At 68.3% G+C, this 17,080-nt stretch carries 20 protein-coding genes; 16 read left to right on the top strand and 4 right to left on the bottom strand.

Annotated features, from left to right (window positions below; all coding sequences use genetic code 11):
• The first annotated feature begins 54 nt into the window (after positions 1-54).
• The 11 genes from CSW60_RS01890 to CSW60_RS01840 are packed head-to-tail and all read left to right on the top strand — an operon-like array spanning position 55 to position 8,546.
• Entirely contained in the window at positions 55-516 is a 462-nt protein-coding gene (locus tag CSW60_RS01890; RefSeq protein WP_099535656.1) for an Rrf2 family transcriptional regulator, read from the top strand.
• Positions 513-1,652, top strand: a complete 1,140-nt coding sequence (locus tag CSW60_RS01885; protein WP_099535655.1) for a cysteine desulfurase family protein — start codon at positions 513-515, stop codon at positions 1,650-1,652. The genes CSW60_RS01890 and CSW60_RS01885 overlap by 4 nt, the downstream gene beginning before the upstream one ends.
• Complete coding sequence (sufB, locus tag CSW60_RS01880) at positions 1,652-3,121, top strand: Fe-S cluster assembly protein SufB (RefSeq protein ID WP_099535654.1); 1,470 nt, start codon at positions 1,652-1,654, stop codon at positions 3,119-3,121. Before CSW60_RS01885 ends, sufB begins: the two co-directional genes overlap by 1 nt.
• On the top strand, positions 3,122-3,871 hold the full coding sequence (gene sufC, locus CSW60_RS01875) for a Fe-S cluster assembly ATPase SufC (RefSeq protein ID WP_099535653.1): 750 nt from the start codon (positions 3,122-3,124) through the stop codon (positions 3,869-3,871).
• Positions 3,868-4,896, top strand: a complete 1,029-nt coding sequence (gene sufD, locus CSW60_RS01870) for a Fe-S cluster assembly protein SufD (RefSeq protein ID WP_099535652.1) — start codon at positions 3,868-3,870, stop codon at positions 4,894-4,896. Before sufC ends, sufD begins: the two co-directional genes overlap by 4 nt.
• The gene (locus CSW60_RS01865; protein ID WP_099535651.1) at positions 4,893-6,161 is read left to right on the top strand and encodes an aminotransferase class V-fold PLP-dependent enzyme; all 1,269 of its coding nucleotides are present in this window, start codon (positions 4,893-4,895) and stop codon (positions 6,159-6,161) included. Before sufD ends, CSW60_RS01865 begins: the two co-directional genes overlap by 4 nt.
• 8 nt (positions 6,162-6,169) lie before the next feature.
• Entirely contained in the window at positions 6,170-6,529 is a 360-nt protein-coding gene (locus tag CSW60_RS01860; RefSeq protein WP_099535650.1) for an SUF system Fe-S cluster assembly protein, read from the top strand.
• A gap of 14 nt (positions 6,530-6,543) precedes the next feature.
• Positions 6,544-6,936, top strand: a complete 393-nt coding sequence (locus tag CSW60_RS01855) for an iron-sulfur cluster assembly accessory protein (protein WP_099535649.1) — start codon at positions 6,544-6,546, stop codon at positions 6,934-6,936.
• Positions 6,936-7,136: a hypothetical protein gene (locus CSW60_RS01850; protein WP_099535648.1), complete on the top strand. Its 201-nt coding sequence runs from the start codon at positions 6,936-6,938 to the stop codon at positions 7,134-7,136. Before CSW60_RS01855 ends, CSW60_RS01850 begins: the two co-directional genes overlap by 1 nt.
• Positions 7,137-7,178: 42 nt before the next feature.
• On the top strand, positions 7,179-8,150 hold the full coding sequence (locus CSW60_RS01845) for a glycosyltransferase family 9 protein (protein ID WP_099535647.1): 972 nt from the start codon (positions 7,179-7,181) through the stop codon (positions 8,148-8,150).
• Positions 8,151-8,546 carry a DUF6165 family protein gene (locus tag CSW60_RS01840; RefSeq protein WP_099535646.1) on the top strand — a complete coding sequence of 132 codons (396 nt, stop codon included), beginning with the start codon at positions 8,151-8,153 and terminating at the stop codon, positions 8,544-8,546.
• Here the strand turns inward: CSW60_RS01840 and CSW60_RS01835 are convergent.
• Both CSW60_RS01835 and CSW60_RS01830 read right to left on the bottom strand, forming a co-directional pair.
• Positions 8,543-9,346 carry an enoyl-CoA hydratase/isomerase gene (locus tag CSW60_RS01835; RefSeq protein ID WP_099535645.1) on the bottom strand — a complete coding sequence of 268 codons (804 nt, stop codon included), beginning with the start codon at positions 9,344-9,346 and terminating at the stop codon, positions 8,543-8,545. The genes CSW60_RS01840 and CSW60_RS01835 overlap by 4 nt on opposite strands.
• 134 nt (positions 9,347-9,480) lie before the next feature.
• Positions 9,481-10,542: a GGDEF domain-containing protein gene (locus CSW60_RS01830; RefSeq protein WP_099535644.1), complete on the bottom strand. Its 1,062-nt coding sequence runs from the start codon at positions 10,540-10,542 to the stop codon at positions 9,481-9,483.
• Between the two features lie 193 nt (positions 10,543-10,735).
• On the opposite strand from CSW60_RS01830, the gene CSW60_RS01825 reads away from it, so the two are divergent.
• Positions 10,736-12,190 (top strand): coniferyl aldehyde dehydrogenase, encoded by a 1,455-nt coding sequence (locus CSW60_RS01825; RefSeq protein ID WP_099535643.1) that lies wholly within the window; start codon positions 10,736-10,738, stop codon positions 12,188-12,190.
• A 62-nt stretch (positions 12,191-12,252) separates the two neighbouring features.
• The gene (locus CSW60_RS01820) at positions 12,253-13,404 is read left to right on the top strand and encodes a DUF563 domain-containing protein (protein WP_099535642.1); all 1,152 of its coding nucleotides are present in this window, start codon (positions 12,253-12,255) and stop codon (positions 13,402-13,404) included.
• Here the strand turns inward: CSW60_RS01820 and CSW60_RS01815 are convergent.
• On the bottom strand, positions 13,399-13,686 hold the full coding sequence (locus tag CSW60_RS01815; protein WP_099535641.1) for an aa3-type cytochrome c oxidase subunit IV: 288 nt from the start codon (positions 13,684-13,686) through the stop codon (positions 13,399-13,401). The genes CSW60_RS01820 and CSW60_RS01815 overlap by 6 nt on opposite strands.
• A gap of 151 nt (positions 13,687-13,837) precedes the next feature.
• Here CSW60_RS01815 and CSW60_RS01810 point away from each other — a divergent pair, with 151 nt between their 5' ends.
• Together CSW60_RS01810 and CSW60_RS01805 are read left to right on the top strand one after the other, a co-directional pair.
• The gene (locus tag CSW60_RS01810; RefSeq protein ID WP_099535639.1) at positions 13,838-14,275 is read left to right on the top strand and encodes a hypothetical protein; all 438 of its coding nucleotides are present in this window, start codon (positions 13,838-13,840) and stop codon (positions 14,273-14,275) included.
• On the top strand, positions 14,272-14,955 hold the full coding sequence (locus CSW60_RS01805; protein ID WP_099535637.1) for an HTTM domain-containing protein: 684 nt from the start codon (positions 14,272-14,274) through the stop codon (positions 14,953-14,955). Before CSW60_RS01810 ends, CSW60_RS01805 begins: the two co-directional genes overlap by 4 nt.
• A 69-nt stretch (positions 14,956-15,024) precedes the next feature.
• Here the strand turns inward: CSW60_RS01805 and CSW60_RS01800 are convergent, their stop codons facing one another.
• Complete coding sequence (locus CSW60_RS01800) at positions 15,025-16,569, bottom strand: DEAD/DEAH box helicase (RefSeq protein WP_099535635.1); 1,545 nt, start codon at positions 16,567-16,569, stop codon at positions 15,025-15,027.
• A gap of 198 nt (positions 16,570-16,767) precedes the next feature.
• Here CSW60_RS01800 and CSW60_RS01795 point away from each other — a divergent pair, with 198 nt between their 5' ends.
• The gene (locus CSW60_RS01795; protein ID WP_099537523.1) at positions 16,768-17,061 is read left to right on the top strand and encodes a succinate dehydrogenase assembly factor 2; all 294 of its coding nucleotides are present in this window, start codon (positions 16,768-16,770) and stop codon (positions 17,059-17,061) included.
• Positions 17,062-17,080 lie beyond the last annotated feature (19 nt).

The raw sequence follows: 17,080 nt of genomic DNA, 5'->3' as shown, positions 1-17,080 counted from the left end.
GCTTGTAGCACACGCAAAAGCCGATGCGCGCGGAATCTGCAAGGGGTAAGGCTGATGCGCCTGAGCACCAAAGGGCGATACGCGGTCATGGCGATGACCGACCTGGCCAAGCGCCAGGACGAAGGCGAGGGCCGCGCGGTGGCCCTGGCCGAGATCGCCGCGCGCCAACAGATCTCGCTTTCTTATCTGGAGCAGCTCTTCGCGCGCCTGCGCCGCAAGGGTCTGGTGATCAGCGCTCGCGGCCCTGGCGGCGGTTATCGCCTGGCCAAGGCCTCGGCCGAGACCTTCATCGCCGACATCGTGCTGGCGGTCGACGAGCCGCTGCGCGCCACCCGCTGCAACTTCACCAAAGGCCAGGCCAAGGGCTGCATGGCCGGCGGCGAGCGCTGCATGACGCATGATCTCTGGGAAGAGATGGGCCGCCAGATCCACGGCTACCTGGCCAGCGTCTCGGTCGCCGACGTGCTGAAGGGCGAACTGCGTCCCGCCCGTCCGCTGGAGATCGCGGCCGAGTGAACGCCTCCCGACCCTCCGTCTATCTCGACTACAACGCCACCGCCCCGCTGAGGCCGGAAGCGCGTGAGGCGCTGCTGCGCGCCTTGGAAAGCCCAGCCAATCCCTCGTCGGTCCACGCCGCCGGCCGCGCCGCCCGTGACGTGGTCGAGCGCGCCCGCGCCCAGGTCGGGGCTCTGGTCGGCGTGCCGGCCGGCTCGGTGACCTTCGTTAGCGGGGGCACCGAGGCCAACGCCCTGGCCATCGAGAGCGCCAAGGTCGCCGGCGTCGAACGCATCATCATTTCCGCGATCGAGCATGACGCCGTCGCCGAGACCGCCAAGGTCTCCGGCCTGCCGGTCGAAGTCATGCCTGTGGATAACAACGGCGTCGCCGATCTTGGCTGGCTAGCGAAAGCGCTTGAAAAGCCGGGTAAGGCCCTGGTGTGCCTGATGCTGGCCAACAATGAAACCGGCGTCATCCAGCCTGTGGATAAGGCCTCCTCCCTGGTCCGCGCCCACGACGGCTGGCTGCACGTCGACGCCGTCCAGGCCGCCGGCAAGATCGCGATCGACTTCTCCGGCCTCGGCGCCGACACCATGGCGCTGTCCGCTCACAAGCTGGGCGGGCCGCAAGGCGTCGGCGCGCTCGTGGCTGGGACCCGAGCCACCGTCACCCGTCGTCTGCACGGCGGCGGCCAGGAGCGCGGCCGCCGGGCCGGCACCGAGAACGTCGCCGGGATCGCCGCCTTCGGCGCGGCGGCCCAGGCGGCCCAGGAAGGCCTTGCCTCGATGGCCGAACAGGCCCAATGGCGCGACGCCTTGGCCGACCGGCTCAAGGCGAATGGCGCTGTGGTCCTGGGCGAAGGCGCGGACCGGCTGCCGCAAACCCTGTGTTTCGCCGGCGAAGGCTTCGGCTCCGAGGTCCAGGTCATGAACATGGACCTGGCCGGCGTGATGGTCAGCGCCGGCAGCGCCTGCTCTTCGGGCAAGGTCAAGGCCAGCCGCGTGGTGGAAGCCATGGGCCGCGCTGATCTCGCCCCGTTCGCCCTGCGTATCAGTGGCGGCTGGGCGAGTACGGAAGACGATTGGAACAAATGCGGCGACGCCTGGCTCGCCGCCTGGAAGCGTATCGGCGCCCGGCGCCGGGAGGTGGCTTAGTGGCCGCGGTTAAAGAGACTGTTGAAACCGTCGCCGCGCTCGAGAAGTACGAGCACGGCTTCACGACCGAAATCGATCAGGAGTTCGCCCCCAAAGGCCTCTCCGAGGACATCGTGCGCTTCATCTCGGCCAAGAAGGACGAGCCGGAATGGATGCTGGAGTGGCGGCTTGACGCCTATCGCCGCTGGCTGGCGATGGACGAGCCCGACTGGGCCAAGGTCAGCTATCCGCCGATCGACTACCAGGACACCTATTACTACGCCGCGCCCAAGACCAAGGAAGGCCCCAAGAGCCTGGACGAGGTCGATCCGGAGCTGCTGGCCGTCTACGAAAAGCTCGGCATCCCCTTGAAGGAGCAAGCGGTTCTAGCCGGCGTAGAAGGCGCGCCGCGCTACGCCGTGGACGCGGTGTTCGACAGCGTCAGCGTCGTGACCACCTTCAAAAAGGAGCTGGCCCAGGCCGGCGTCATCTTCTGCTCGATGAGCGAGGCGATCCGCGAGCATCCGGAGCTGGTCCGCCAGTACCTGGGTAGCGTGGTGCCGACCTCGGACAACTATTTCGCCTGCCTCAACAGCGCAGTCTTCTCGGACGGCTCCTTCGTCTACGTGCCGCCGGGCGTGCGCTGCCCGATGGAGTTGTCGACCTATTTCCGGATCAACGCCAAGGATTCCGGCCAGTTCGAGCGCACCCTGATCATCGCCGACAAGGGCGCCTACGTCTCGTACCTGGAAGGCTGCACGGCCCCGATGCGCGACGAGAACCAGCTGCACGCGGCGGTGGTCGAGCTCGTCCTGCTGGACGACGCCGAGATCAAATATTCGACCGTCCAGAACTGGTACCCGGGCGATCCCGAGACCGGGAAGGGCGGCATCTACAACTTCGTGACCAAGCGCGCCGACTGCCGCGGCGACCGCTCCAAGGTCTCCTGGACCCAGGTCGAGACCGGCTCGGCCATCACCTGGAAGTACCCGTCCTGCGTGCTGCGCGGCGAGGGGAGCTCGGGCGAGTTCTATTCGATCGCGGTGACCAACGGCCACCAGCAGGCCGACACCGGCACCAAGATGATCCACTTGGGCGCCAACACCCGCTCGCGGATCGTCGCCAAGGGCATCAGCGCCGGCAAGTCGACCTCGACCTATCGCGGCCTCGTCTCGGCCCATCCCAAGGCCAAGGGGGCGCGCAACTTCACCCAATGCGACAGCCTGCTGATCGGCAAGGACTGCGCGGCCCACACCGTGCCCTATATCGAGGCCCGCAACGGCCAGTCGGTGTTTGAGCACGAGGCCACCACCACCCGGCTGTCGGACGACCAGCTGTTCTACTGCCAGCAGCGCGGCCTGAACCAAGAGGAGGCCGTGGCCCTGCTGGTCAACGGCTTCGTCAAGGACGTGCTGCAGCAACTGCCCATGGAATTCGCCGTCGAGGCCCAGAAGCTCGTGGCGATTTCTCTCGAAGGATCCGTCGGTTAAATGCTCTCCATCAAGAACCTTCACGCCCGCGTCGAGGACAAGCCGATCCTGAAGGGCGTCACGCTGGACGTGCCGGCAGGCGAGGTCCACGCGATCATGGGCCCCAACGGCGCCGGCAAGTCGACCCTGTCCTACGTGCTGACTGGCCGCGACGGCTATGAGGTCACCGAGGGCTCGGCGACGCTCAATGGCGAAGACCTCCTGGCGCTGGAGCCCAACGAGCGGGCGGCCAAGGGCCTGTTCCTGTCGTTCCAATATCCGCTGGAAATTCCGGGCGTTCCAGCCCTGACCTTCATCCGCACCGCCCTCAACGCCCAGCGCCGCGCGCGGGGCGAGGACGAGATCGCCGCCCCGGCCTTCCTGAAGCTGGCCAAGGAGAAGGCCGCCTCGCTGAAGATCGACTTCGAGATGCTCAAGCGCGGCCTGAACGTCGGCTTCTCGGGCGGTGAGAAGAAGCGGATGGAAATCTTCCAAATGTCCATGCTTTCGCCGAAGTTCCTCATCCTCGACGAGACCGACAGCGGCCTGGATATCGACGCTCTGAAGATCGTCTCCGAGGGCGTCAACGCCCTGCGTAGCCCTGAGCGCGGCATGCTGGTCATCACCCACTACCAGCGCCTGCTGGACCACATCAAACCCGACAAGGTCCATGTGCTGGCCGCCGGCCGTATCGTCGCCTCGGGCGGTCCGGAACTGGCGCTGCAGCTGGAAGCCGAGGGCTATGACCGCATCGTGGGAGCGGCGGCTTGACCCTTTCGACCGCCCTCAAGACCGGCGACCTCTCGGCGCTGCCGTCGCGGCGTGACGAGGACTGGCGCTGGACGGACCTGCGGGGCCTCTTGAAGGTCCTGCCGCCGGTCGCGCCGGCGCACGGCGGCGAGGTTCCGGCCGGCCCGTTCGCGGGCCTGGCCGACGCGGAAACCGTGTTCGTCAACGGCCGCCGCGTGGCCCCGTCCGACGTCGCTTCGGGTGTCGTCGCCCTGCGCTTCGTCGCCCTTGCCGACAAGGCCGCGCAAGGCGCGAGCCACGCTCTGGTCGTGAAGCCCGGCGAGCACCTCGTCCTGCTGGAAAGCCACGAAGGCCGCGCCGCGGCTTACGTCTCCGACGTCGTGCTCGACATCGCCGTGGGTGAGGGCGCTTCGGTGGAGCGCATCGTGCTGGTCGAGGACGAGGCCGAGGCGGTTAATGTCGTCACCGCCGAGGTCGCCCTAGCCCCCGGCGCCAAGTTCGCCCAGACCGTCCTGACCTGCGGCGCGCGTCGCCAGCGGATCGAGACCCGCGTCCGTCACCCCGGCGCCCATGCCGAGGTTCGCCTCGACGGCGCCTATCTGCTGGACGCCCAGCGCCACGCCGACCTGACCAGCGTCGTCACCCATGGCGGCCTCGACGGCGTCACCAGCCAGCTGACCAAGGGCATGGTGACCGACCAGGCGCGCGGCGTCTTCCAGGGGCGGATCGTCGTGGAGAAGGGCGCCGACCAGACCGACGCGCGGATGGGCCACCACGCCCTGATCCTGTCGGACAAGGCCGAGATCGACGCCAAGCCGGAACTGCTGATCTTCGCCGACGACGTCTCCTGCGCCCACGGCAACACGATCGGCGCCCTGGACGACGAGGTGCTGTTCTACGCCGAGCAGCGCGGTATCCCCGAGGCCGAGGCCAAGGCCATGCTGACCGTCGCCTTCGTCGGCGAGGTCGTCGAGCGGATCGAGCACGAGGGCGCGCGCGCGGTCGCCGCCGCCTGGGTCGCCCGCAAGCTGGGGAGCGAAGCATGACCAGCGCCGTGCTGACACCCCCATCCCCAACCCCTTCCCCGCAAGGGGGAAGGGGCTTTGACGTGCAGGCGATCCGCGCCCAGTTCCCGATCCTGGCGCGAGAAGTTCACGGCAAGCCATTGATTTACCTCGACAGCGCCGCCAGCGCGCAGAAGCCCGACGCGGTGCTGGACGCGATGGTGGGCCTGGCGCGGACCTCCTACGCCAACGTCCATCGCGGCCTGCATACCCTCGCGAACGAAACCACAGAAGCCTATGAAAAGGCGCGGGAAACCGTCGCGCGCTTCATCAACGCCGATCGCGACGAGGTCGTCTGGACCAAGAGCGCGACCGAGGCGGTGAACCTCGTCGCGTCGTCGTTCGGCCTGTCGCTGAACGCCGGCGACGAGATCGTGCTCTCGGAGATGGAGCACCACGCCAACATCGTGCCCTGGCACTTCCTGCGCGAGCGCAAGGGCGTGGTTTTGAAGTTCATCCCGGTGCTGGATGACGGGCGCCTGGACATGGAGGCCTACAAGGGCCTGCTGTCGGACAAGACCAAGATGGTCGCCGTCACCCACATGTCGAACGTGCTGGGCACGGTCAACGACGTGGCCGAGATCGTCCGTCTTGCCCACGCGGCCGGCGCGCCGGTGCTGCTGGACGGCTGCCAGGGCGTGGTCCACACCAAGGTCGACGTGAAGGCTCTGGACGTCGATTTCTACGTCTTCTCCGGCCACAAGCTGTACGGCCCGACCGGGATTGGCGTGCTTTACGGCAAGGCCGACCGCCTGGCGGCCCTGCCGCCTTACCAAGGCGGCGGCGAGATGATCGCTTCGGTGGCGCTGGACAAGATCACCTATGCCGACCCGCCGCACCGTTTCGAGGCGGGCACCCCCGCGATCCTGGAGGCCGTCGGCCTGGGCGCGGCGATCGAGTGGCTGAACGGCCTGGACCGCGACGCGATCTTCGCCCACGAGCACGCCCTCTACGAACGCGTCGCCGAGCGTCTGCGCGGCGTCAACGGCGTGCGGATCCTGGGCGAGGCTCCCGGCAAGGGCGCGGTGCTGTCGTTCACGGTCGAGGGCGCCCACGCCCACGACATCGCCCAGGTGCTGGATCGCTATGGCGTCGCCGTGCGCGCAGGCACCCACTGCGCCGAGCCCTTGATGCGCCGTTTCGGGGTGACGTCGAGCGCGCGCGCGTCCTTCGCCCTATATAACACCGAGGCCGAGGCCGACGCGTTCGTCGACGCGCTGGCCAAGGCCCGCAGTTTCTTCAGTTGAGCCGCTTCATGACCGACGCCGCCGCCGCTCCCGAACCCGCTTCCGCTCTCTCGCAAGACGAGCTGAACCGGCTGACCGACCAGCTGATCGAGAAGCTGAAGACGGTCTATGACCCGGAAATTCCGGTCGACATCTATGAGCTGGGCTTGATCTACAAGGTCGACGTTTCCGACGACAAGGACGTGGCCATCGAGATGACCCTGACCGCTCCGGGCTGCCCGGTGGCCGGCGAGATGCCGGGCTGGGTCAAGGACGCGGTCATGGAGATCCCGGGCCTGAAGTCGTGCGCGGTCGACCTCGTCTTCGATCCGCCGTGGGACTCCTCGCGCATGAGCGACGAGGCCAAGCTGCAACTGAACATGTTCTGATCGGTTCGAACGCCATGGAAACCGCGATCACCGCACGTCCCCGCCGCCCGCGCCCCAAGGTCGTCACCCTGACCGACGCCGCGGCCGCGCGCGTGAAGGAGATCATGGACAAGGCCGACAAGCCGTATGTCGGCTTGCGGGTGGGCGTGAAGAACGGCGGCTGCGCCGGCCAGGAATACGTCTTCGAATACGCCGAGACGAAGGGCCCGATCGACGAGGTCGTCGAGGACAAGGGTGTTACGATCCTGATCGAGCCCAAGGCGGTGCTCTTTTTGATTGGCACCGAGATCGACTACGAGGTCAGCAAGCTGTCCTCGAAGTTCGTGTTCCATAACCCGAACGAGACCGACGCCTGCGGCTGCGGCGAGAGCGTCACGATCCAGCCCGCCGCCGAGGTTCAGGACTGATGCTGGCCAAGACCCCGTCCTGCGTCGAATGCGGCCTGCCGTGGGGCGCGCCCAGCTTCAAGCACGAGGACGAGGCGCCGCTCTACTGGTCGGACACCGGCCTCCTGTGCTCGGGCGGCTGCGCCCAGAAGCATTTCGAGAAGCGCCGCGCCGAGGGGACGTTCGTGGCGATCCCGGCGGAGTGTCCGGTCGCGGTTTGATCGCGCATTGACCACGGCGCGCTAGGCGGCCTAAGCCCGGCTATGGTCCAGACGGTTCTGATCTATTCGATGGGCGAGGTGATCGGCGACGGGCTGATCAAGCTGCCCTTCATCGCCGGCCTGCGCGCGGCGTTTCCCGACGCGCGGATCAGCTGGTGCGCGGCCAAGGGCGAGACCGTCTACACGGGGCCGCTGAAGGCCGTGGTCGCGGGCTATATCGACGAGGTGATCCTCGACGGTGCGAACGGCGCCAAGGCGCTGGACAGTTTGCCGTGGTCCAAGCCGTTCGGCGGTCGGACGTTCGACCTCGTCATCGACACCCAGGAAAATCTGCGCCGCAGCGGCGTCGCCCGGCGCGGGGCGGCGGGACGTTTCGTATCAGCCGCTCGGCAGGCGCGGAGCCAGGATTGGCCGGTGGCCGTCACCGACCGCCTGGCGCGGCTGCTGGACCTGGCGACGGACGGGCAGGGCGCGCCGAAGCCCTTGGCTCTCACCAATCCCGACGCGCTCAAGGCCGCCGAGATCCTACTGCCGTCCGGCCCGACCTATGTGGGCCTCGCGCCCGGCGCGGGCGGGCAGGACAAGCGCTGGCCGCTGGAGAACTATCTCGACCTGGCCCGCCGGGTCGCCGCCAAGGGCTGGACGCCGGTGTTCTTCTTCGGGCCCGACGAGGCCGAGGACGCCGCGATCGCCGCGCGCGAGGTCCCACAGGCTCCGCAGCCCGAGCGCAACCGGACCGACGGCCTTCCCGTGAAGGGCCCGCTGCTGGTCATCGCCCTGGCCGGACGGCTCGCCGCGGGCGTCGCCAACGACGCCGGCCCCGGCCACATGCTGGCGGCCGGCGGCGCGCCCTTGCTCTCGCTGCAGCAGGACCGCCGCAAGGCCGTGAAGTTCCGCCCCGCCGCCGCGCGGCTTGAGATGCTGGTCGCGGAGGACTACGGAAGCGGCATGGACGCCCTGCCGGTCGACGCGGTCTGGGCGGCCCTCGAGAAGCTGGTGTCCGGAGTTTCCTGAATGTCCATCCTCGCGCCGATCTCGGCGGGCGAACTGGTCGACAAGATCACCATCCTGCGGGTCAAGGCCGAGCGGATCGGCGATCCGGCCAAGGAAGCCAATGTCCGCAAGGAGCTGGCCCTGCTGGAGGCCACCGCGCGCGACCATCTGCCGGACACCGCCGAGATCGCTCGCCTGACCGACGAGCTGACCGCCGTCAACGCCGCCCTCTGGGACATCGAGGACGGCAAGCGCGATTGCGAGCGCCGCCAGGACTTCGGCGAGGGCTTCGTGGCCCTGGCCCGCCGCGTCTATATCGACAACGATCGCCGCGCCGCCATCAAGCGAGCGATCAACGAGGCGGCCGGCTCGGAGATCGTCGAGGAGAAGAGCTACAAGCCTTATCTGGCTGGCTAGCGTCCCTTGAACGCCGCCGCGCGCTTCTGGAGGAAGGCGGTGACGCCTTCGATGAAGTCCTCGGTCTTGCCGGCGACCCTCTGGGCTTTCCGCTCGGCGTGCAGCTGGCCGGTCCAGTCGGCGTCGAGGCTGTCCCACACGAGCTTGCGGATCGCGCCCAGCGCCGCCGGGCCCCGCGCCAGCTCCTGGGCGATCGCGGTGGCCGCGCCGATCAGCTCGTCGTCCGGCACGCAGCGATTGACCAGGCCCCACTGGAGCGCGGTCGCGGCCGAGATCTTGTCGCCCAGCAGCATCATCTCCATGGCCCGGGCCTTGCCGACCAGGCGCGGCAGCAGGTAGGTCGAGCCGCCGTCGGGCACCAGGCCGATGCGGCGGAAGGCCTGCAGGAAATAGGCGCTCTCGGCCGCCACGATGATGTCGCCCATCAGGGCGATCGAGCAGCCGACCCCAGCCGCCGGACCGTTCACCGCCGTCACGATCGGCAGCGGGAAATCCTTCAGCAGGGTCATCAGCGGGTTGTAGATCGTTTCCAGCGCCGAGCCGGCGTCCGGCTTGCCGTCGACGTCCAGCTCGCGTCCCGCGGCGCCGCCGCCGGACAGGTTGGCGCCCGAGCAGAAGCCGCGCCCTTCGCCGGTCAGGATCACCGCCCGCGCCTCCACCTTGCCCGCCGCGATCGACGAGAAGGCGTGGGTCAGCTCGCGGGCGACTTCCAGGCTGGCGGCGTTCAGCGAGGCCGGATCGGCGATCGTGACGGTGGCGACGCCGTCCTGCGTCGAGACACGGATCTTCTGATAGTCCACGACCTTGAACCTCCCTTGATCTCTTTGGCGGGAGTCTAGGCGCCTTTGCCCCTTGGGAAGGCTAGCGGAATCTTCAACGAAAAACGCCGCCGATGCGGGATCGGCGGCGTGTTCGTCGGATCGGACTTCGAAGTCTAGGCCGCGTTGGCCGAGGCGGCCATGCCTTCAGCCGCCGTCACGCGGTTGCGGCCGCCGCGCTTGGAGGCGTAAAGCGCCGCGTCGGCGCGCTCCATGATCGAGTGACCGCTTTCGCCCGGACGGCGCTCGGCGAAGCCCGACGAGATGGTGATCGCGCCCAGATCCTCGTTGGTCGAGCGGCGCTTGAGCATGCGCGAAGACACCTCGACGCGGATCTCCTCCAGCGACTCGGCGATGACCGCCGAGCTCTCGCGCGGGAAGATCATGGCGAATTCCTCGCCGCCGTAGCGGGCGGCGAAGCGCGGCGGAGCGGCGACGCGGCCGATCACCGAGGCGACGTAGCGGATGACCTGGTCGCCGGTCTGGTGGCCCCAGGTGTCGTTGAAACCCTTGAAGTGGTCGATGTCGAGCACGGCCAGGCACAGCGGCGTGCCTTGGCGGTCGGCTTCGGCGCAGGCGCGATCCAGCTCTTCGTCGAAGGCCTTGCGGTTGGCCAGGTTGGTGAGGCCGTCGGTGGTGGCTTCGCGGCGGACCTGCTCCAGGTGCTCGCGCAGACGCTCGACCTCGGAGGTCGATTCCGCCAGACGCGATTCCAGCGACTGGTTCTCGCGATGCACGCGGCGGGTGGCGTCGGCCAGGTTCGAGACGACGACCTTGATGGCTTCGACGTCGGTGGACTTGTCGAGGTTCTTGGTCGCGCCGGCCAGTTCCTTGCCGAAGGCGGCGTTCGACTTCTGGGCGTTCTGGATGGCCTTGGCGACGGCCTCCAGTTCCTTGGACAGGATGTCGCCGGCGTCGCGGATTTGGTCGTTCAGGCGCGCCTTGGGCAGGTAGGTGGCGGCCAGCTCTTCGCTGACCAGTTCGGTCATCGGCTCGCCGATCGAGATCAGACGAGTCAGTTCGCGAGCGAGGGCGCCGTCCGGATCGGCGACATAGTGCGTCCAAAGCTCGAAATTCAGCGCGGTCGGCCACACCTGGTGGCGTTCCATCAGCTCCAGCGCGCGCGTCGCGATCTTATAGGCTTCAGGGCCCCGCAGCGTGGTCTCGACGTCCGACATCTCTCATCCCCCGTCCGGCGCTTCCGTTGGGGAAAGGCCGATCGCATGGACCGAGAGACTAGACGGCAGAGTTCTTACGACCCGTTAAGAACGAACAACGTTCGCTTGCGCGCGAACGCACGCTCGCGCATGGTGATCGATGATAAGATGAGCGACGGGCCACGGGCGCCGCGCCAGCCACGGGAGGCGAGACATGAACGCTCCAATGAATTCCCTGGACGCTCACAAGGCGACCATGAACGACGTGCTCAGCCGCCAGAAGGCCGCGCATCTGCGTGACGGGCCGCCCAGCGCCGAGAAGCGGATCGATTGGCTGAACCGCTCGATCGACCTGCTGATCGGCCACCAGGCCGAGATCGCCAAGGCGGTGAACGCGGACTTCGGCTCTCGCTCGCCCGAGGCCACGGCGCTGACCGATGTCGCCGGCTCCATTGGTCCCTTGAAGTTCGCCCGCGAGCATGTCGCCAAGTGGATGCGCCCGCAGAAGCGCAAGACCACCCCCGCGATCCTGGGCCTGTTCGGTGCCAAGGCCACGGTGCAGTACCAGCCCAAGGGGGTGGTCGGGGTGATCAGCCCCTGGAACTTCCCCGTCAACCTGACCTTCGCGCCGCTGGCCGGGATCTTCGCCGCCGGTAACCGCGCGATGATCAAGCCGTCGGAATATACGCCCGCCACCTCCGACCTCTTGAAGGCTATGTTCGCCAAGGCCTTCGACGAGGAGGAGGTCGCCGTGTTCGTGGGCGGCCCTGAAGTCGGGCAGGCGTTCTCAGGGCTGGCCTTCGATCACCTGGTCTTCACCGGAGCGACCTCGGTGGCGCGACACGTGATGCGCGCCGCGGCCGAGAACCTGGTTCCGGTCACCCTGGAGCTGGGCGGCAAGAGCCCGGTGATCCTGTCGCGCGGCGCCGACATCGCCACCGCCGCCGCCCGGATCATGAATGGCAAGACGCTGAACGCCGGCCAGATCTGCCTGGCGCCCGACTATGTCCTGGCGCCGCAGGAGGACGTCGAGACCTTCGTCGCCGAGGCGAAGGCGGCCGTCGGTCGCTATTTCCCGACGCTGAAGGACAATCCTGATTACACGGCGCTGGTGGCTCAACGCCACTACGACCGTGTGAAGGGCTATGTCGACGACGCCAAGGCCAAGGGCGCGCGGGTGGTCGAGATCAATCCGGGCGGCGAGGACCTGTCGCAGCAGGAGCACCGCAAGATCGCTCCGACCCTGATCATCGACCCCAGCGACGACATGAAGGTGATGCAGGAGGAGATCTTTGGTCCGGTCCTGCCGGTGAAGAGCTATCGCACGATCGACGAGGCCGTGGACTATGTGAACGCCCACGACCGGCCGCTGGCGCTCTACTGGTTCGGGACCGACGAGGCCGAGAAGGACCACGTGCTGGCCCGCACCACCAGCGGCGGGGTCACGGTCAACGACGTGATCTTCCACGTCGCCCAGGAGGAACTGCCGTTCGGCGGCGTCGGCCCCGCCGGCATGGGCGCCTATCACGGCCATGACGGCTTCCTGGAGTTCAGTCACAAGAAGGCGGTGTTCCAGCAGCTGAAGAAGGACATCGCGCCGATGCTGGGCCTGCGGCCGCCCTACGGCGAAGGCATCCGCAAGTACCTGGCGAGCCAGATCAAGAAGTGATCGCCTCGGCCGTGTGAGCGGGAAGGGTTTTCACTGGGCGCGCGTCATGCTCCAAGCGGGGCATGACCGCGTCGCTGCCCGTGCGCCCCATTGTCGAAGCCCAGGACATGCCGCGCCTGCTGTCCTTCGACCTGGCGAAGCGGTTGGCGCGCGGCGAGCCTGGCGTCGCCTGGGCGCCCGAGCATGACGCGTCCGCCGGCGCGCCGATGGGGCAGGTGGGCGGGCCTCAAGCGGCCGCTTGGCCCTATGCGATCGAGACGTCGCCTCCGGTCAATGTCCCGGCGCTGTGCGTAGTCGGCGAGGCCTGGTGGGCGCCGCGCTTTGGGGCTCTGATCGGAACCGACGGCGCCGTCTACAACGCCACGATCGGCGAAGCGCGGCACGGCTCGCCGGACCTGTCGGCCATTCCGGGGCTGAGCGACAACGCCGCCCGCTTCACGCCGCCGTCCTCCGCGCCGGTGCTTGAGGGGGGCGCGGTGTTCCTGCCCTGGGGCGCGACGTTCAACTACGGCCACTTCGTCATCGACGCCCTGCCGTCGCTGTTGGCGCTGGAACAGGCGGGCTTGCTCGAGACCTTGCCGATCCTGGCCCCCAAGCTGGCCGTCTGGCAGCGCGACCTGATCGCCCTAGCGTCGCCCGGTCGCGCGGTGACCGAGATCGACGCGCCCCTGGTTCGGCTGAAGCGCGCGGCCTTCGCCACCAGCATGGACCACTTCCTGCATCATCCGAACGGGCTGCTGTCGGATCTGGCGGCCCGGGTCCTGGCGCGCGCGCCAGCCGGCGCGGGGCATCGGCGCGTCTATCTTTCACGTCGCGGCCAGTCGATGCGGGTCATGGTGGGAGAGGCGGCGTTCGAGAAGGCGCTCGCGGCGCGCGGCTTCACGATCGTGCGGCCCGAGACGCTCGACGCGGCGCAGCAGGTCGCCTTGATGCGCGACGCCGAGGTGGTGGTCGGCGCCAGCGGCGCGGCCCTCGCCAACGCCGTCTTCCTGTCGCGGGGCGCGCGGGTCGTTGAGATCCAGCCGCTGAACTTCACCAGCCAGTGGGTGAGGGCGGCTTGCCGCCAAGTGGGCGTGGACTGGCGCGGCTATGTCTGCGCCTCGCCCTGTTCGACGCGCGAGGCGCCGCTGATCGCCCGCCTTCGACGGGGCTTCAAGTTCGCGTTCAAGCCGCCGCTGGACGACCTGCTGCGCTTCGTCGACGCGGCGCTATAGAATACCCTTGCGGCCCTCGACCCACAGGTCAAGCGGCTGCTTCTCCTCACGGCGGACCATGCCGTAGTAGCCGGCGACAAAGACGAGGATGCCGGTGGCGAGGCCGCCGAAGAAGCCGGCTGGCGTAGCGAACCACACCGTCAGGGCGCTGATCACCACAGCCGTGTGCAACATGGCCCATCGCACAAGGACGGCGAAGGCGTGGTAGGTTCGCTCGTGGGCGATTAGGATCGCCTCGCGTTCGGCGTCGTGTTCGAAGGCGTCAGGCTGGGTGGCGGCCATGGCGCGGTCCTCCCTTTTCTCGTGCGGGCGTCACGCGCCGCGCATCGAAAACGTCCGCCAGGATAACCGCGTTCCGCGACGACCGCTATCGAAGCCGATCACGCTTGAGCTTACGATCACGTGATTCCTCGGCCGCCTCGGAGCAGGGACGATGCGCAATCCGCTGCAGTTGCTGCTGCCGGCCCTGATCCCGTCCTGGAACTTCTTCGACGTCATCGCGCCGTCGCCGCGCATCGAGTACGCCGTGACGGGGTCGGCTGACGCCACGCCCGAGGCTTGGCGGGAGTTCCGGCCTCGGCCGCAGGACGTCTCTCCCGGAACCATGGCGGCGCGGATGCTCTGGAACCCGCGCTGGAACGAGAGCCTGTTCCTGGTCAGCTGCGCCGAACGGCTGATCGACAATCCGACGCGGCATAGCGAGGACGAGATCTTCAAGCGCATCGCCGCCGATCTGGCGCGGGGGCCCGACGCGGTCGAAGGCTGGCTGGCGTTCCGGCTGGTGTTTGTCGCTCGCGAGGACGAGGCGATCATGCGGGAGGTGCTGTTCGAGGCTTCGCCGCGCGCTGTGGCCGAGATCGACGTCCGATGACCCTGCCCGACGCCATGCGCCTGACGCAGACGCTGCTGGCCCTGGCGCTGCTGCAGCAGAGCCTGGAGCACCTGCGCGGCTTTCGCGACGAGCGCGCCCTGTTCCTGGCGCGCGCGGCGCTCTGCGTCCTGGTTCTGCTGGGCGTGGCCTCGCCCTGGCCGCTGGTCGCCATGGCGGCGCTGTCGCTGCTGATCCTTCACCGGTTCCAGGGCCCCTATAACGGCGGCAGCGACCGGATGGGCCTGCTGTCGCTGTGGTGCCTGACCCTGGCGAGTCTGGCGCCCAGCCAGCCGCTGAAGGAGCTGTTCTTCGGCTATCTCGGCGCGCAGCTGGTCCTGTCCTACTTCATTTCGGGCTGGGTGAAGGTCGTGAACCCGGAGTGGCGGTCGGGCAGGGCGCTGCGCGACGTTTTCCAGTTCTCCGCCTATCCGGTCGCGGAGTCTCTGCGCGCCTTGGCGGACAGGCAAAGGCTGCTGACGGCGATGTCGTGGGCGGTGATGGGGTTCGAGCTGGCGTTTCCGCTGGCGATGCTGACCCAGCCGACCCTGATCGCGGCCCTGGTCGTGGCCGGGACCTTCCACCTCGCCAACGCCTGCCTGTTCGGCCTGAACCGGTTCTTCTGGACCTGGCTGTCGGTCTATCCCGCGATCCTGTGGCTGCAGGCGCGGCTGATCCATTAGCCCAAGCAAAAAAGGGCGCCGGACGATGCCGTCCGACGCCCTCTGACTGTCTAGTCTTACCCTAAAGCGCTATTTGCGCGGCGGCTTGGCCAGGAAGGCGGGGATGTCGGCGCCGAAGCCGACAACGCGACGGTCGTCGTCGTCGCGGTCGCGGACGGGCTGGACGCCGCGCACCGGGCGCTCGGGGCGCTCCGGACGTTCGGCGCGCGCGGGGCGTTCGGCCTCGACCACCGGGGCGGCGGCCGCCTTGGGTTCGCGCGGTTCGCGTTCGCGGCGCGGCTTGCGTTCGCGGGCGGGACGTTCTTCGGCCACGGCTTCCGGCGCGTCGGCGACGATCTCGGCCGGCGCCTCGGCGGCGGTTTCTTCCGAACGGCCACGGCCGCGGCCGCGAGCCGGACGGTCGCCGCGATCACGGTCGCGGTCACGGCCGCCGCGCTTGCGGTCGCGGTCGCCCTCGCGCTTGACGGTGACGGCGTTCGAGTAGTCGAGCTCGAGCTTCTCTTCGTCGGGCGTCGAGCCGATCAGCTTGATGACCTTGTCGAAGCCCTTGTCGTCGGCCGGGGTCACCAGCATGTAGGTGATGCCCGAGCGCCCGGCGCGGCCGGTGCGGCCGATGCGGTGGACGTAGTCGTCGGCGTGGTGCGGGACGTCGTAGTTGAAGACGTGGCTGACGGCCGGGATATCCAGGCCGCGCGCGGCGACGTCCGAGGCCACCAGGATTTTCAGCGCGCCCGAGCGGAAGTCCGCCAGGGTCTTCATCCGCTGGGTCTGGTCGAGGTCGCCGTGGATCGGGGCGGCGTCGTAGCCGTGCACCTTCAGCGACTTGGCGACGATGTCGACCTCGGTCTTGCGGTTGCAGAAGACGATGCCGGTCTCGATCTGAGCCTTCTCGATCAGCGCGCGGAGCGCCAGGCGCTTGGCCTTGGGATCGGAGGTGGGGACCTTGACCAGCAGCTGGGTGATGTTGGCGTTGGTCGTCGCCGGACGCGCCACCTCGATCCGAACCGGATCGCGCAGGAACTGCTTGGTCAGGCGGGTGATTTCCGGCGGCATGGTCGCCGAGAAGAACAGGGTCTGCTTCTTGGGCGGCGTCATCTTGAAGATGCGCTCGATGTCCGGGATGAAGCCCATGTCCAGCATGCGGTCGGCTTCGTCGACGACCAGGAACTGGACGCCGGTCATCAGAAGCTTGCCGCGCTCGAAGTGGTCCAGCAGGCGGCCGGGCGTGGCGATCAGGACGTCGACGCCGCGATCCAGCTTCTTTTCCTGGTCGCCGAACGAAACGCCGCCGATCAAGAGCGCCCACGAGAGCTTGGTGCCCTTGGCGTACTTCTCGAAGCTGGCGGCCACCTGGTCGGCCAGCTCGCGGGTCGGGGCGATGACCAGGGCGCGCGGCATGCGGGCCTTGGCGCGACCCGACTGCAGCCGGTCGATCAGCGGCAGGGTGAAGGCGGCGGTCTTGCCGGTGCCTGTCTGGGCGATGCCGAGGACGTCCTGGCCGGCGAGGGCCACCGGAATGGCCTGGGCCTGGATGGGCGTCGCGGTGGTATAGCCGGTGTCGGCGACCGCCTGCAGGGTCGTGGGCGAGAGCCCGAGGTCGGAGAATTCAGTCATTACACGCTGGTCTGCTCGGAGCCGCCCGTGCTTGGGCGAGCGGGCGGCGCGGATTCGCCAGACCTGCTCCGAAGGTGGGGATAAATAGGCCGAACGTCGCCAAAGTCAATCGCCACAAGGCGCGAGTGGGTATTGCCGGGGCGGGCGGAGGCCATGCCGCTGGCGTCCGGGCGACCGCCGCTCTATATCCGGCGGCGCATGACCATCGACCAAGACTCCCGCCTTCGCCGCCTTCGTTTCCGCGCCTGGCATCGCGGTTTCCGGGAAGCGGACCTGATCCTGGGCCCGTTCGCGGACATCCATGGCCCGAACCTGACGCCAGAGCAGTTCGACACGCTGGAAACCCTGCTCGAACAGTCCGACCGCGAGATCTACGCCTGGATCGTCGGCCAGGAGCCGACGCCGGAAAGGTTCGAGACGGACGTCATGGCGATGATCCGCGCGTTCAGGTTCGAGGCGCACGCATCGCGCCCCGCCGGCGACGGCGCCTGACCCTTTAGATCAAGAGACC

This window comes from Caulobacter sp. X, from assembly GCF_002742635.1.
GTDB lineage: Bacteria > Pseudomonadota > Alphaproteobacteria > Caulobacterales > Caulobacteraceae > Caulobacter.
This window is presented reverse-complemented; position numbering and strand designations above follow the sequence as displayed.

Excerpts from the sequence above, each read along its gene's own strand:
- CSW60_RS01890 (WP_099535656.1), top strand. The coding sequence starts at position 55 with ATGCGCCTGAGCACCAAAGGGCGATACGCGGTCATGGCGATGACCGAC.
- sufC (WP_099535653.1), top strand. The coding sequence starts at position 3,122 with ATGCTCTCCATCAAGAACCTTCACGCCCGCGTCGAGGACAAGCCGATC.
- CSW60_RS01865 (WP_099535651.1), top strand. The coding sequence starts at position 4,893 with ATGACCAGCGCCGTGCTGACACCCCCATCCCCAACCCCTTCCCCGCAA.
- CSW60_RS01860 (WP_099535650.1), top strand. The coding sequence starts at position 6,170 with ATGACCGACGCCGCCGCCGCTCCCGAACCCGCTTCCGCTCTCTCGCAA.
- CSW60_RS01855 (WP_099535649.1), top strand. The coding sequence starts at position 6,544 with ATGGAAACCGCGATCACCGCACGTCCCCGCCGCCCGCGCCCCAAGGTC.
- CSW60_RS01850 (WP_099535648.1), top strand. The coding sequence starts at position 6,936 with ATGCTGGCCAAGACCCCGTCCTGCGTCGAATGCGGCCTGCCGTGGGGC.
- CSW60_RS01845 (WP_099535647.1), top strand. The coding sequence starts at position 7,179 with ATGGTCCAGACGGTTCTGATCTATTCGATGGGCGAGGTGATCGGCGAC.
- CSW60_RS01840 (WP_099535646.1), top strand. The coding sequence starts at position 8,151 with ATGTCCATCCTCGCGCCGATCTCGGCGGGCGAACTGGTCGACAAGATC.
- CSW60_RS01830 (WP_099535644.1), bottom strand. The coding sequence starts at position 10,542 with ATGTCGGACGTCGAGACCACGCTGCGGGGCCCTGAAGCCTATAAGATC.
- CSW60_RS01825 (WP_099535643.1), top strand. The coding sequence starts at position 10,736 with ATGAACGCTCCAATGAATTCCCTGGACGCTCACAAGGCGACCATGAAC.
- CSW60_RS01820 (WP_099535642.1), top strand. The coding sequence starts at position 12,253 with ATGACCGCGTCGCTGCCCGTGCGCCCCATTGTCGAAGCCCAGGACATG.
- CSW60_RS01815 (WP_099535641.1), bottom strand. The coding sequence starts at position 13,686 with ATGGCCGCCACCCAGCCTGACGCCTTCGAACACGACGCCGAACGCGAG.
- CSW60_RS01810 (WP_099535639.1), top strand. The coding sequence starts at position 13,838 with ATGCGCAATCCGCTGCAGTTGCTGCTGCCGGCCCTGATCCCGTCCTGG.
- CSW60_RS01805 (WP_099535637.1), top strand. The coding sequence starts at position 14,272 with ATGACCCTGCCCGACGCCATGCGCCTGACGCAGACGCTGCTGGCCCTG.
- CSW60_RS01800 (WP_099535635.1), bottom strand. The coding sequence starts at position 16,569 with ATGACTGAATTCTCCGACCTCGGGCTCTCGCCCACGACCCTGCAGGCG.
- CSW60_RS01795 (WP_099537523.1), top strand. The coding sequence starts at position 16,768 with ATGACCATCGACCAAGACTCCCGCCTTCGCCGCCTTCGTTTCCGCGCC.